Raw genomic sequence first — 12983 nt, 5'->3', positions numbered from 1 at the left:
TCAAACGTGCCCACTGAACTGCGTTATGAACGCTGGTTTCTCCCCTTCTCGGTGCCGCTCGGCTGTGGACCCGAGCACAGCGAGGTGCGCGTGCAGGACGGCAGCTTGCGCGTCAAGTTCGGCTGGGGCTTCAGCGCCGAGATCCCCTTGGCGTCCATCAAAGAGGCCAAGCCGAACCACGAGCGGGTGTACTCCTGGGGTGCGCACGGATTCCGGGGCCGCTGGCTGGTCAACGGCTCCTCCAAGGGCATCGTCGAGCTGACCGTCGACCCGCCCGCGCGCGCAAAGGTTATCGGCGTGCCCGTCACGCTGAAAACGTTGTATGTCAGCGTGACCGACCCCGATGCGCTGATCGCGGAAGTCACCGGCAAGGCCTGACACCGGTCGGCGGTTCATCTGCCGACGCTCGGCTTGGCGCCGGCGGCTCGAGTCCTCGCCAGTGCTGCCCGGCTCAACTCGCTCTATGGGTAACGCCCATGCGGGTAGTGTCCAGGTGTCGCGATCAAAATGCTGGTGAGGGAGCTGGCTGTGGGTGCAAGGGGATTCAGGCGTAACAGGCTGTTGAACCAGCGCACCCTGGCTATCGCGGGCGTCGCCGTAGTCCTCGCGGCCATCCTCGCAGCTGTTGGGCACCTGGGCTTCTTCCATACCTCATCGAAGGAGGCCGCACGCAGTCAGGCCGGTCCGTCGGCCGTTCCAGCCGCTTCCAAACAGATCGTGCTGCCTTTCGAGGTAGGAGATCCCGATGGGGTGGCGGTGGACGATAAGGGCGATGTGTATGTCGCCGACTCAAGCAACAACCGGGTGTTGAAGCTGGCAGCCGGTTCCGACAGGCAATCCGAGTTGCCGTTCACCGGCCTCAACCGTCCGGCTGGTTTGGCGCTGGACCTCAGCGGCGGCGTGTACATCGTTGACGCATACAACAACCGGGTGCTCAAGCTGCCGGCGGGCTCCCCAACGCCGGCTGAGTTGCCTTTCACCGGCCTGAGCTCTCCCCATGGCGTTGCGGTGGATCGCAACGGCAACGTCTACGTCGTCGACTCCGGCAACAACCGCGTGTTGGAATTGCCGGCAGGCTCGGACAATCCCACCGAGCTGCCGTTCATCGGCCTTCGTCATCCGTTGGGCACGGCAGTGGACGACGCCGGCGCAGTGTATGTCGCCGACAGTGAAAACAACCGCGTGGTAAAGCTTGCCGCTGGTGCGAACAACCCGGTCTACCTCCCGTTCACCGACCTCAACTTTCCTCACGGTGTGGCGGTGGACCACAAAGGCGGCGTCTACCTCACAGACTTGAACAACAACCGGGTGTTGAAGCTGGCGGCCGACTCGAACACCCCATCGACGTTGCCCTTCACCGACCTCAACTTCCCGTACGGTGTGGCAGTCGACAATGCGGGCAACGTCTACGTGACCGACTTTCACAAACGCGTGGTGAAACTGTCGACAAGCTAACGAGATTCACCGCCCAGATTAGGTCGACAATGAAATCTCCTACAGGACAGACCGATTCAAGCTTCGCACTGACCGCCCGAACTGGGGCCAGGCTAGATCTGCTCCAGGCCAGTCAGATGCCGTTGGGCCAGGTCACGATAGGCCTGCGGATTGAGATTGACCCAGGTCTCGGCCCCCGTTCCTTCGATCGGTCCTTTCACCTTGGCCGGCGCTCCGACCGCCAGGACGCCGGGCGGAATCTGGGTGCCGGCCACTACCAGGGCCCCCGCCGCCACCATGCTGCGCGCGCCGATCACCGCACCGTCCAGCACGGTGGCGTGGTTGGCGATTAACGCCTCTTGTCCCACGTGCACCCCATGGATCACGCACAGGTGGGCAATCGTCGCCCCGGGCCCGACGTCGACCGGGATGCCGGGCGGCGCGTGCAACACCGAGCCGTCCTGGACATTGGCGCCTTCGCGCACCACGACCGGCGCGTAGTCGCCTCGCAGCACGGCGTTGTACCAAACCGACGCTCCCGCTTCGACGGTGACGTCGCCGATCAGCGTGGCGGTGGGTGCTACGAACGCGGTGGGGTCGATGCGCGGACAGCGGCCCTCGAAGGCAAATTGCGGCATCGTTTACGTATACCGCACGATGCATATGCTGTGGCCAGACGCGCCGCCATTGCACTCACCCGCCCAAAAACTGTAACGTGTTCTAATTAGTGGTCAGTGATGTGGAGGTGACAGCGTGAGTACCGGCACAAGCAGCGTCGGCGTCCGGGAGATCGATGCCGGAACCTTGCCGACCAGGTACGCGCGGGGCTGGCATTGCCTCGGTGTCGCCAAGGACTTCATGGACGGCAAGCCGCACGGGGTGGAAGCCTTCGGCACCAAGCTGGTGGTGTTCGCCGACTCGAACGGCGACCTGAAGATCCTCGACAACTACTGCCGTCACATGGGCGGCGACCTGTCCGGGGGCACCATCAAGGGCGACGAGATCGCGTGCCCGTTTCACGACTGGCGTTGGGGCGGCGACGGCCGCTGCAAGCTGGTGCCATACGCCAAGCGCACCCCGAAAACCGCTCGCACCCGGGCCTGGGCGACCGACGTGCGCGGCGGCCTGGTCTTCGTCTGGCATGACCACGAAGGCAACCCGCCGGACCCGGCCGTCAGGATCCCCGACATTCCCGAGGCCGCCAGCGACGAATGGACGGACTGGCGGTGGAATCGCATCCTCATCGAAGGGTCCAACTGCCGCGACATCATCGACAACGTCACCGACATGGCGCACTTCTTCTATATCCATTTCGGGTTGCCGACGTACTTCAAGAACGTCTTCGAGGGCCACATCGCCTCGCAGTATCTGCACAACGTGGGTCGCCCGGATGTGGAGGGTCTGGGAACCGCGTACGGCGAAGCACACCTGGATTCCGAGGCGTCCTATTTCGGGCCGTCGTTCATGATCAACTGGCTGCATAATAGCTACAGCGGCTACAAGTCCGAGTCGATCCTGATCAATTGCCACTACCCGGTGACTCAGGACTCGTTCGTGTTGCAGTGGGGTGTGATCGTCGAAAAGCCCAAGGGGATGGACGAGAAGATGACCGAAAAGCTGTCGCGGGTATTCACCGAAGGCGTCAGCATGGGGTTCATGCAGGACGTCGAGATCTGGAAGCACAAAACCAGAATCGCGAACCCGCTGCTGGTCGAGGAAGACGGCGCGGTGTATCAGATGCGTCGCTGGTATGAGCAGTTCTATGTCGACGTTGCCGACATCACCCCCGAAATGGTGGAGCGCTTCGAGATGGAGGTGGACACCACCCGGGCCAACGAGTTCTGGAAAGCCGAGGTCCAAAAGAACTTGGAAGCAAGAAAACTCGCCGACGGCGTGCCCGCCGAGCAGCACTGACGATCATGAGTCCGCCCGACGATCAACCGGTTCCCGACGTCGATCAGCTGGCCCGTTCGATGCTGCTGCTGCGCGGTGTGCACCATGACCATCACGCGGCATCCGACGAACACGCGGGGCGTCGGTCCTGGCCCAAGACATGGGATTTCGCCAACGATCCGCAACGCGCCGCCGCGGTACGGGAAGCCAGCCGCGCCGACCGTGAACGTTATCTGACCGGCGGCCTACAGCCGGTGGATTGCCGATTCTGCCACGTCACCGTCACGGTCAAACGGCACGGGCCGGGTCATACGGCGGTGCAATGGAATACCGAGGCCGTGCAGCGCTGTGCCCATTTCGCCGAAGTGCGGGCGTCCGGCGGCGACACGGCACGCACCAGGGCCTGTCCGAAAATGAGCGACAGCATCGACCACGCCGTCGCCGAAGGCTATCTGACCGAGGAACATCAGGACTGAACCAGCCGGCGCGCCGGCAGCGTTAGTCACATCCGCCACAGTGGCACTTTGCGGGGAGGATGGTCGTTGTGCCCACCTATGCGCGACAACACATCGTGGCCTGCCGCGCTGGCGCCGAAGTCGCTGAAAGGCCGACGCGACCTGCCGACACCGAAATCACAACCCCGCGAACCGCTCCTTGACCGCTTCAGCCGTCAGCCCGTAGTCCGCCAGCGAGTAGCTGTGCTTGGGCGCTCGCTCGCCAGTCTGGCTCTCGGCATGAATCTTCGCCATCGCTTGTCGGGCCTCATCGGTCAGCGTCAATCCGAAGTGCCGGTAAATGGCAGCCACCGTCCCCAGCGGGTCGGCAATCAAATCGCGGTAGTCGACATCGTAGAACTGGGCCGGATCATACTGCGCCCGAGCAGTATTGAACCGCTCCAGCCCACGTGACCAGGTATCCATTGCGTCGGCGCCGATCTGCGGGCCCACGAACACCGTCGACCACCCCTCAGACGTGTGCTGGGCCAGCGAACACATCGAGGCCATAATCGTCTCGACCGGCCGGTGAGTCTGTATCACCAGCGCATCGGGGTAGGTGGCCATCAGGGCATCCAGCGCAAACAAATGGCTGGGATTCTTGAGCACCCACCGCTTTTCGAAGTCATTGAGTCCGATCAACTGAAGGTTGCGCCGGTGCCGCCGATACGCCGGCGTCCAGTCCTGCTCTGACAGCCACGAAGCGTAGCTCGGCAGATGCGCCAGCGTCTCGTAGGAGACCGAATGCAGCGACTGCCGCAGCAGCTGCCAGCATTCCTCCAATTCGTAGGCGGCCATGAAGTGCAAGCCGGTATAGCCTGGATTCTGCTGATGGTGCTGGGTGAACTGCTCATCAAGCCTGCGGTACAACGGATTTGACTCCCATGTATCGCGGGGCGGACGTGGCTGCGGGAACTCGGCGAGCCACATGTGCAGACCCTGGTGGGCCGGGTCGGCGCCCAGTAACCGATGCAGTGCGGTAGTGCCGGTGCGCACCAGCCCGGTGACGAAGATCGGCCGCTCGATGGCGACGTCGGCGTACTGCGGGTACTGCTTCCACGCGGCCTCGGACAGCAATCTGGCCACCAGCGCGCCCCGCAAAAAGAAGCGATTCATCTTGCTGCCCAACACCGTAAGGCCGGCATCGCGCCGGTAGGAGTCCAACAGCACGCCCAGAGCTTCCCGGTAGTTGTCCTCGTCGGAACCGAAATCGTCGAGTCCGACCAACTTCGTGGCCGAGGCATGCAGTTCCTCCACCGTAGCGACATCGGTGCGATCGGCCATCAGGTGTGGTACTCCCCGCAGTTGACGTCCAACGTCTGTCCGGTGATGCCGCTGGACAAGTCGCTGGCCAAGAAGATAATCGCCGACGCCACCTCGTCCTCGGTCGGCAGCCGCTTGAGATCGGAGTGCGCCGCCGTGGCCTGGTATATCTGATCCACCGTAGTGCCGTACTTGCCGGCTTGGTGCTGGAAGTAGCCTTTCAGGGTGTCACCCCAGATATAGCCGGGCGCAACGGAGTTGACGCGAATACCTTTCGGACCGAGTTCGGTGGCCAGCGAATGCGACATCGCGAGCAGCGCAGACTTGGCCATCTTGTAGGCACCGTATTTGGGCTGGGAGTGCCGCAACACCATGGAGTTGACGTTGACGATGCAGCCGTGGGTCTCGGCGAGCGCACGGGTGAAGCCCTGGGTCAGCCGCAGCGCTCCAAGCGCGCTGAGTTCGATGGCGTCGCGGATGTGCTCGAAACTGGTTTCCGCCAACGGCTTCATCGACGGTACCCGGAACGCGTTGTTGATCAGCGCGTCGATCTTGCCGTATGCCTCCAGGGTGGCGTCGACGAGGTTGTTGACTTGGTCGTCATCGGTGATGTCGGTACGCACCGCAATGGCTTGGCGGCCGGTGTCGACAACCTGTTTGGCGACGTCGTCGAGGCGCTCGGCGCTGCGAGCGGCCAGTACCAGGTCGGCCCCTTCACCGGCGCATCGGTGCGCCAGCGTGGTGCCGAGCCCCGGCCCGACACCACTGATGACGACGATCTTTCCCTCGAGCATCCCGGTCATCGTTACCCCAGCATCCTGGCCGCAATTTGCTGCTGACGCAAGGCGATTCGCGCGCGCCAGTCTTCTTCGGAAATCTTGTTGTGTTCCAGATACGGCAGCGCGGCCGGTACCGCGTCGAAGTCCACCAACTCGACGGTCGGCCCGTCCGCCTCGGTGAGCTGCCGCGACACCCGCTGCCAACGGAACTGCAGGAAGCCGCGTCGATGGCCGAGCGTTTCCACCCAGTTGGTCACGCCGGGATTCTGATCGGCGACCACAATCCGAACCTTGCCGTCCGGATCCGCCTGGGCCTGACTGTTGTTCAGCGAAGTCTGGTGGTTGATGTAGTCCAGCGAGATGTACCACATGCTGCCCAGCTGGAAACCCAGGTAAGGGGCATCGCTCACCGGCACGGTGATCACCAGGGCTTGGTCGGGCCGTAGTTCGAAGTGACCGGCCGACGAGTATTGGGTAGCCAGGCCCCCCGGTGTCAGCCGGGGCGCCACCATGGTGTTGACCGGGATGTTGAGATAAAACCACTGGGGGAATTGCAGCCAGGTCTTCACCCGGTTCAACAGTTGCTTTCCCGCTGTCGCATAACGCTTTTCCACGGTCTGGCGGCTCAGCGGCGGTGGCGCGGTGCCGGCGGTGTCCAGCCGGGAGATGGCCAGCGTGCCGCGTTGTTGTGACCAGTCGCCGTACACCTCGCGAATCACCAGCTGCCCGGGGCTGGTCGGCCGCAGCTGCCACTGGAAGGTGCCGTCCGGGGCGATGTCGAGTTCACGGTCGTCGAATGCGATCTGGCTGGCGGGCACGTTGTCGTCGGTGTACTCGCCGCCGAGCACCTGGAAGCTCAGGTCGGTGGTGGTTCCGCGCCGTCCGGTGACCACGTAGTCGCGGTCGGGCTGTACGCGGGTGCCGAAGTACAGGGTGTCGGGGTTGTCCAACCCCATCTTGATGAACGGTCCGGTGCCCGACTGCAGGAACGGATGGTCACGTTCATAGTCGAAGGCCAGATGCATGCAGCCGGCGACGCAGCCGGCCAGGTACTGCAGTCCTTCCAGCAGGTCGGCTTCGGTTTCGATGTGCGGTGCCGCTGTTACCAGCTTCTCGGCTTCGGTGATCGCCTCGGTCAGCGGGCCAGAAACGGGACTAGACAACACGACCTCGACGCTAGAACGTGTTCCTATTTTGAGTCAATTTAATTCGCGGACGAACATTTACCCCCGTCGTGGCCAGCCGCGCAAAACGAAGCCCGCTCACCTCAGGAGGTGCACTCGTGGGCGCGAGAGTACCCACCGAGCCCGTGACGCAACCCCGACCAACGTCGAGCCTGCCACAAGCCACTTCGCGTCGGCGCAGATACTCCGAAGCCCGCCTCGCTAAAGCCAAATCCCGATGTGTACCCCGGTTTTCGACGAAGGACTGGCGGCGTCGTCAATGTGTGACGACTTCGCCGCTTTCTTGCTCCCGCTTTATTTCCAGAGCGATATCGATCAGCTGGTCTTCCTGCCCGCCGATCAGCTTGCGCTGACCTGCTCGATACAGCAGCGCCGACGCCGGCACACCGTAGCGCTCGGATTGACGGACCGCATGCTTGAGGAAGCTCGAGTAGACCCCCGAGTAGCCCATGATGAGCGCGTTGCGGTCCAGCAGACACTCGGCGGGCATGGCCGGGCGCACCACGTCCTCGGCGGCGTCGGCGATGTCGAAGAAGTCGATGCCGGTTTTCACGCCGATCTTGTCGAACACCCCGATCAGCGCCTCGACCGGGGCGTTGCCCGCGCCGGCACCGAAACGCCGTACGCTGCCGTCGATCTGCTTGGCGCCCGCGCGCACCGCCTCCACCGAGTTGGCCACCCCCAGACCGAGGTTCTCATGCCCGTGGAAACCCACCTGCGCGTCGTCGCCGAGCTCGGCGACCAGGGCCGACACCCGGTCGGCCACCCCGTCGAGCACCAGGGCCCCGGCCGAGTCGACGACGTAGACGCACTGGCAGCCGGCGTCGGCCATGATGCGGGCCTGGGCGGCCAGCTTCTCCGGCGAAATGGTGTGGGCCATCATCAGAAAACCGACGGTTTCCAGCCCCAACTCGCGCGCCAGCCCGAAATGCTGAATGGACACGTCCGCTTCGGTGCAATGAGTGGCGATCCGGCAGATCGACCCGCCATTGTCCTGTGCCTCTTTGATGTCGTCTTTGGTGCCAACTCCGGGCAACATCAAGAACGCGATCCGCGCCTCTTTGGCCGTCTCGGCCGCCAGCTTGATCAGTTCCTGTTCGGGGGTCTTGGAGAAGCCGTAATTGAACGACGATCCGCCCAGCCCGTCCCCGTGGGTCACCTCGATCACCGGCACCCCGGCGGCGTCGAGGGCGGCGACGATGGCGCCGACCTCCTCTTTGGTGAATTGGTGACGTTTGTGGTGGGACCCGTCGCGCAGCGACGTGTCCGTGATGCGGACGTCCCAGATGCTGGTCATCGCGTGCCTCCCGTAACCGAAAGTGTCACATCTTTGCTTTTGCGGGCGATCTCCTCGCCCACCTTGGTGGCCGCCGCGGTCATGATGTCGAGGTTGCCTGCATACGGCGGCAGGTAGTCGCCGGCGCCCTCCACCTCGACGAACGTGGTGACCACCGCCTGGCCGCCCGAATGGATCGACGGCTCGTCGAACTGCGGCTCGTTGAGCAGCCGGTAGCCCGGCACGTAGGTCTGCACCTCGGCCACCACGTCGTGGATGGACTTCGCGATCGCTGCGCGGTCGGCGTCCTCCGGGATGGCGCAGAAGATGGTGTCGCGCATGATCATTGGCGGGTCGGCCGGATTCAGGATGATGATCGCCTTGCCGCGCGCGGCCCCGCCGATGGTCTCCACACCGCGTGAGGTGGTCTTGGTGAACTCGTCGATGTTGGCCCTGGTGCCCGGTCCCGCCGACACCGAAGCCACCGAGGCGACGATCTCCGCGTATGGCACCGTCACGACCCGCGACACCGCATACACGATCGGAATCGTCGCCTGCCCCCCGCAGGTGATCATGTTGACGTTCGGCGCGTCCAGGTGCTCGCGCAAGTTGGCCGGTGGGATCACCGCCGGGCCCACCGCTGCCGGCGTCAGGTCGATGGCACGGATGCCCGCGTCGGCGTAGCGCGGTGCAGCCGCCTTGTGCACATAGGCGCTGGTGGCCTCGAACACCAGGTCGGGTTTTTCGGGCTGCTCCAACAACCAGTCGACCCCTTTGTGACTGGTCTCCAGCCCCAGTTTGCGGGCGCGGGCCAAGCCCTCGCTTTCCGGGTCGATGCCCACCATCCAGCGCGGCTCCAGCCACTCCGACCGCAGCAGTTTGTAGAGCAGGTCGGTGCTGATGTTGCCCGACCCCACGATCGCCACGCTTGCCTTAGCCGTCATGTTGCTCCTAACCCTATGCTCGCGACCCGCAGCGCCCGGCCTCGCCGGGCTTGCGATCGCTCCTAACCCTATGGTCGCGACCCGCTGCGCCCGGCCTCGCCGGGCTTGCGATCGCTCCTAACCCTATGGTCGCGACCCGCTGCGCCCGGCCTCGCCGGGCTTGCGATCGCTCCTAACCCTATGGTCGCGACCCGCTGCGCCCGGCCTCGCCGGGCTTGCGATCGCTCCTCTATTCGAACGACAACCGGACCGAGCCCAGCCCGGTGAACTCGGCGACGAATTCGTCGCCGGCATGGGCGTCGATCGCGCGGGTGCACGATCCGGGCAACACGATGTCGCCTTGCCGCAACCGAACCCCGAAGCTGTCCACCTTGCGGGCCAGCCAGGCCACGGCGGTGACCGGATTGCCCAGCACCGCATCGCTGCGGCCCGCGGCCACCATCTCACCGTTGCGGATCAGCGTCGCGTCGATGGCCTTGACGTCGATATCGGCGGGCGACACCCGCGCCACGCCCAGCACGAAGCCCGCCGACGACGCGTTGTCGGCAATCGTGTCGCACAGCGCGATCTTCCAGTCGGTGATCCTGGTGTCGATCAACTCGATCGCCGGCACCAGAGCCTCCGTTGCAGCCAGCACGTCGTCCTCGGTGCAGTCCGTGCCCGGCAGGTCCGCCGACAAGATGAAGCCCACCTCTACCTCGACCCGCGGATACAGATATCTGGCCGCCTTGACCGGCGTGTCCTCGAACACCTGCATCTCGTCCAGCAGATGTCCGTAGTCCGGCTCGTCGACACCCATCATCTGCTGCATGGCCTTGCTCGACAGCCCCACTTTGTGGCCCAGCACCCGGGCGCCCTCGGCGACCCGCTGGCGAATGTTGATCAGCTGGATCTCGTAGGCGTCGACGACGTCCATGTCGGGGTGGGCGGCGGTCAGCGGAGCGATCGGCTCACGGCTGCGCTCAGCTTGCGCCAAGTCGGCGGCCAGCTCGTCGCGGGTCGCAACAGTGAGCATTTACCGAAGTCCCCTCGTCTTGCCGACCTCATGGTGACCGGGTCAGTAGCGCCCGACCCCGGCAATTCTATAACGTGTTCTACATGACAGCACAGGACTACGACGTCGTCGTGGTCGGGAGCGGTGGCGCCGGTATGGTGGCAGCGCTGACCGCCGCGCATCGCGGTCTCTCGACAGTAATCGTCGAGAAGGCCGCGCACTACGGCGGATCGACCGCGCGCTCCGGCGGCGGCGTCTGGATTCCCAACAACGAGGTGCTCAAGCGCGCCGGTGTCCGCGACAGCTCCGAAGCGGCCCGCACCTATCTGCACGGCATCATCGGTGACGTGTCAACCAGCGGGGTTGAGCCGGAACGCATCGACACCTACCTCGAACGCGGACCCGAGATGCTGTCGTTCGTACTGAAGCACACCCCGTTGAAAATGTGCTGGGTGCCGGGTTATTCCGACTATTACCCCGAGGCGCCCGGTGGCCGCCCGGACGGCCGCTCGATCGAGCCGAAGCCGTTCAATGCCCGCAAGCTCGGTCCCGACGAAGCCACGCTGGAACCTGCTTACGGCAAGGTGCCGCTGAATGTGGTTGTGATGCAACAGGACTACGTGCGGCTGAACCAGCTCAAGCGGCACCCACGGGGTGTGGTGCGCAGCCTGAAGGTCGGCGCCCGCACCATCTGGGCCAAGGCCACCGGCAAAAACCTCGTCGGCATGGGCCGCGCCCTGATCGGTCCGCTGCGGATCGGGCTGCGGCAGGCCGGGGTTCCGGTGTTGCTCAACACCGCGCTCACCGACCTCTACGTCGAGGACGGGGTGGTGCGCGGCGTGTACGTCCGTGACGCCGGAACCTCGGAGTCTTCCGATCCGCGGCTGATCCGGGCCCGGCGCGGCGTGATCCTGGCCTGCGGCGGTTTCGAGCACAACGAGCAGATGCGGGTGAAATACCAGCGCGCGCCCATCACTACCGAATGGACCGTCGGCGCCAAGGCGAATACTGGCGACGGCATCGTCGCCGGCGAAAAGCTTGGCGCGGCACTGGATCTGATGGAGGACGCGTGGTGGGGCCCGACGGTGCCGCTGGTGAATGCGCCGTGGTTCGCGTTGTCGGAACGCAATTCGCCGGGGTCGATCATCGTCAACATGTCCGGTAACCGGTTCATGAACGAGTCGATGCCCTACGTCGAAGCCTGCCACCACATGTACGGCGGCAAGTACGGGCAGGGTCCCGGACCGGGCGAGAACATTCCCGCCTGGCTGGTGTTCGACCAGCAGTACCGGGACCGCTACATCTTTGCCGGACTGCAACCAGGCCAACGCATTCCGCGTAAGTGGCTGGATTCGGGCGTGATCATCCAGGCCGAGACGCTGGAGGAACTGGCCACCAAGGCCGGCCTCCCGGTTGACCAATTCATCGCGACGGTCCAGCGTTTCAACGGCTTTGCCCGGTCCGGCGTCGACACGGACTACCACCGCGGGGAAAGCGCCTACGACCGTTACTACGGTGACCCGACCAACAAGCCCAATCCGAACTTGGGCGAGATCCGGCACGCACCCTACTACGCCGCGAAGATGGTTCCGGGAGACCTGGGCACCAAAGGCGGTATCCGCACCGACGTCCACGGACGTGCGCTCCGCGACGACGGCAGCATCATCGACGGTCTTTATGCCGCAGGCAATGTCAGCTCGCCGGTGATGGGACACACCTACCCCGGCCCGGGCGGCACCATCGGGCCGGCGATGACCTTCGGCTACCTGGCCGCCCTGCATATCGCTGGCGAGCGCTAACATGCCGATCGATGTCGAAGTCGCCCTGAACGCCGAACTGGATCCGGTCGAATTCACTTGGGCCAGTAGCGATGTCCAGCTTTACCAACTGGCATTGGGCGCCGGGTCGAACCCAACGGACCCGCGCGAGCTGCGGTACCTGGTCGACGACACCCCGCAGGTGCTGCCGACTTTCGCCACCGTAGCCGCCACCTTCCACGCCACCAAACCGCCCACCGTCCGGTTCCCCGGCATCGACATCGAACTGAGCAAGGTACTGCACGCCAGCGAACGCGTGGAAGTACCCAGGCCGCTGCCGCCGTCGGGCTCCGCGCGCGCCGTCACCCGGTTCACCGATATCTGGGACAAGGGCAAGGCCGCGGTGATCTGGAGCGAGACGAGGGTGACCACACCCGACGGCGAACTGCTGTGGACGCAGAAACGCTCGATATACGCCCGCGGCGAGGGCGGATTCGGCGGCGAACGCGGGCCGTCAACCTCGGACGCCCCGCCGGAGCGGGCACCCGATCTGCAGGTCGCGATGCCGGTGCTGCCGCAGCAGGCGCTGCTCTACCGCTTGTGCGGTGATCGTAATCCGCTGCACTCTGACCCCGAATTCGCCGCTGCCGCAGGCTTTCCCGCGCCCATCCTGCACGGGCTGTGCACCTACGGCATGGCCTGCAAGGCCATCACCGACGCGCTGCTCGACGCTGACGCCACGGCGGTAACCGCCTACGGCGCCCGCTTCGCGGGCGTGGCGTACCCCGGCGAAACGCTTCAGGTCAACATGTGGAAAGACCAGGGCCGCATCGTTGCCGGTGTTGTCGCGCCGTCGCGCGACAACACCGTTGTGCTCAGCGGTATCGAGCTGGTGCCCTCTCCTCTTTCTTTCGCCCGGGCGTGACTGCATCGTCACGTTCGAGCCGGTGCGTGACTGCAGCGTC

Annotated in this window: 13 protein-coding genes; 6 read left to right on the top strand and 7 right to left on the bottom strand. The window is 64.7% G+C overall.

The genetic code is table 11. The annotated features are described in order from the left end of the window. The first annotated feature begins 6 nt into the window (after positions 1–6). Both CDN38_RS16570 and CDN38_RS16565 read left to right on the top strand, forming a co-directional pair. Positions 7–378, top strand: a complete 372-nt coding sequence (locus tag CDN38_RS16570) for a hypothetical protein (protein ID WP_075510141.1) — start codon at positions 7–9, stop codon at positions 376–378. A gap of 144 nt (positions 379–522) precedes the next feature. Continuing rightward, positions 523–1455, top strand: a complete 933-nt coding sequence (locus tag CDN38_RS16565) for an NHL repeat-containing protein (protein ID WP_438502292.1) — start codon at positions 523–525, stop codon at positions 1453–1455. A gap of 92 nt (positions 1456–1547) precedes the next feature. On the opposite strand, the gene CDN38_RS16560 is transcribed toward CDN38_RS16565, so the two are convergent. Further along, positions 1548–2072: a gamma carbonic anhydrase family protein gene (locus CDN38_RS16560; protein ID WP_075510142.1), complete on the bottom strand. Its 525-nt coding sequence runs from the start codon at positions 2070–2072 to the stop codon at positions 1548–1550. A gap of 115 nt (positions 2073–2187) precedes the next feature. Here CDN38_RS16560 and CDN38_RS16555 point away from each other — a divergent pair, with 115 nt between their 5' ends. Both CDN38_RS16555 and CDN38_RS16550 read left to right on the top strand, forming a co-directional pair. Next, entirely contained in the window at positions 2188–3348 is a 1161-nt protein-coding gene (locus CDN38_RS16555; RefSeq protein WP_075510143.1) for a 3-ketosteroid-9-alpha-monooxygenase, oxygenase component, read from the top strand. A 5-nt stretch (positions 3349–3353) separates the two neighbouring features. Further along, complete coding sequence (locus CDN38_RS16550) at positions 3354–3803, top strand: hypothetical protein (protein WP_036415881.1); 450 nt, start codon at positions 3354–3356, stop codon at positions 3801–3803. A gap of 156 nt (positions 3804–3959) precedes the next feature. Here CDN38_RS16550 and CDN38_RS16545 read toward each other — a convergent pair whose 3' ends face one another. The 6 genes from CDN38_RS16545 to CDN38_RS16520 form a co-directional block, all read right to left on the bottom strand. Further along, entirely contained in the window at positions 3960–5105 is a 1146-nt protein-coding gene (locus CDN38_RS16545) for a sulfotransferase family protein (protein ID WP_036406157.1), read from the bottom strand. Continuing rightward, the gene (locus tag CDN38_RS16540; RefSeq protein WP_036406160.1) at positions 5105–5887 is read right to left on the bottom strand and encodes an SDR family oxidoreductase; all 783 of its coding nucleotides are present in this window, start codon (positions 5885–5887) and stop codon (positions 5105–5107) included. The genes CDN38_RS16545 and CDN38_RS16540 overlap by 1 nt, the downstream gene beginning before the upstream one ends. A gap of 2 nt (positions 5888–5889) precedes the next feature. Beyond that, positions 5890–7026: a hypothetical protein gene (locus CDN38_RS16535; protein ID WP_099319411.1), complete on the bottom strand. Its 1137-nt coding sequence runs from the start codon at positions 7024–7026 to the stop codon at positions 5890–5892. A gap of 277 nt (positions 7027–7303) precedes the next feature. Further along, positions 7304–8344, bottom strand: coding sequence for a 4-hydroxy-2-oxovalerate aldolase (gene dmpG / locus CDN38_RS16530; protein WP_036406166.1), 1041 nt, complete (start codon positions 8342–8344; stop codon positions 7304–7306). Next, entirely contained in the window at positions 8341–9267 is a 927-nt protein-coding gene (locus CDN38_RS16525) for an acetaldehyde dehydrogenase (acetylating) (protein ID WP_099319062.1), read from the bottom strand. Before CDN38_RS16525 ends, dmpG begins: the two co-directional genes overlap by 4 nt. Positions 9268–9496: 229 nt before the next feature. Continuing rightward, the gene (locus CDN38_RS16520) at positions 9497–10282 is read right to left on the bottom strand and encodes a 2-keto-4-pentenoate hydratase (RefSeq protein WP_075510145.1); all 786 of its coding nucleotides are present in this window, start codon (positions 10280–10282) and stop codon (positions 9497–9499) included. Between the two features lie 83 nt (positions 10283–10365). On the opposite strand from CDN38_RS16520, the gene kstD reads away from it, so the two are divergent. Both kstD and chsH3 read left to right on the top strand, forming a co-directional pair. Continuing rightward, a complete protein-coding gene (gene kstD / locus CDN38_RS16515; protein WP_099319410.1) occupies positions 10366–12060 on the top strand; it encodes a 3-oxosteroid 1-dehydrogenase in 1695 nt (564 codons plus the stop codon). A 1-nt stretch (position 12061) separates the two neighbouring features. Beyond that, a complete protein-coding gene (gene chsH3 / locus CDN38_RS16510) occupies positions 12062–12943 on the top strand; it encodes an enoyl-CoA hydratase ChsH3 (protein WP_099319061.1) in 882 nt (293 codons plus the stop codon). Positions 12944–12983 lie beyond the last annotated feature (40 nt).

The organism is Mycobacterium ostraviense (assembly GCF_002705925.1).
GTDB lineage: Bacteria > Actinomycetota > Actinomycetes > Mycobacteriales > Mycobacteriaceae > Mycobacterium > Mycobacterium ostraviense.
Note: the sequence above shows the minus strand (reverse complement) of the source record. Positions and strands in the feature narration are given on the sequence as shown.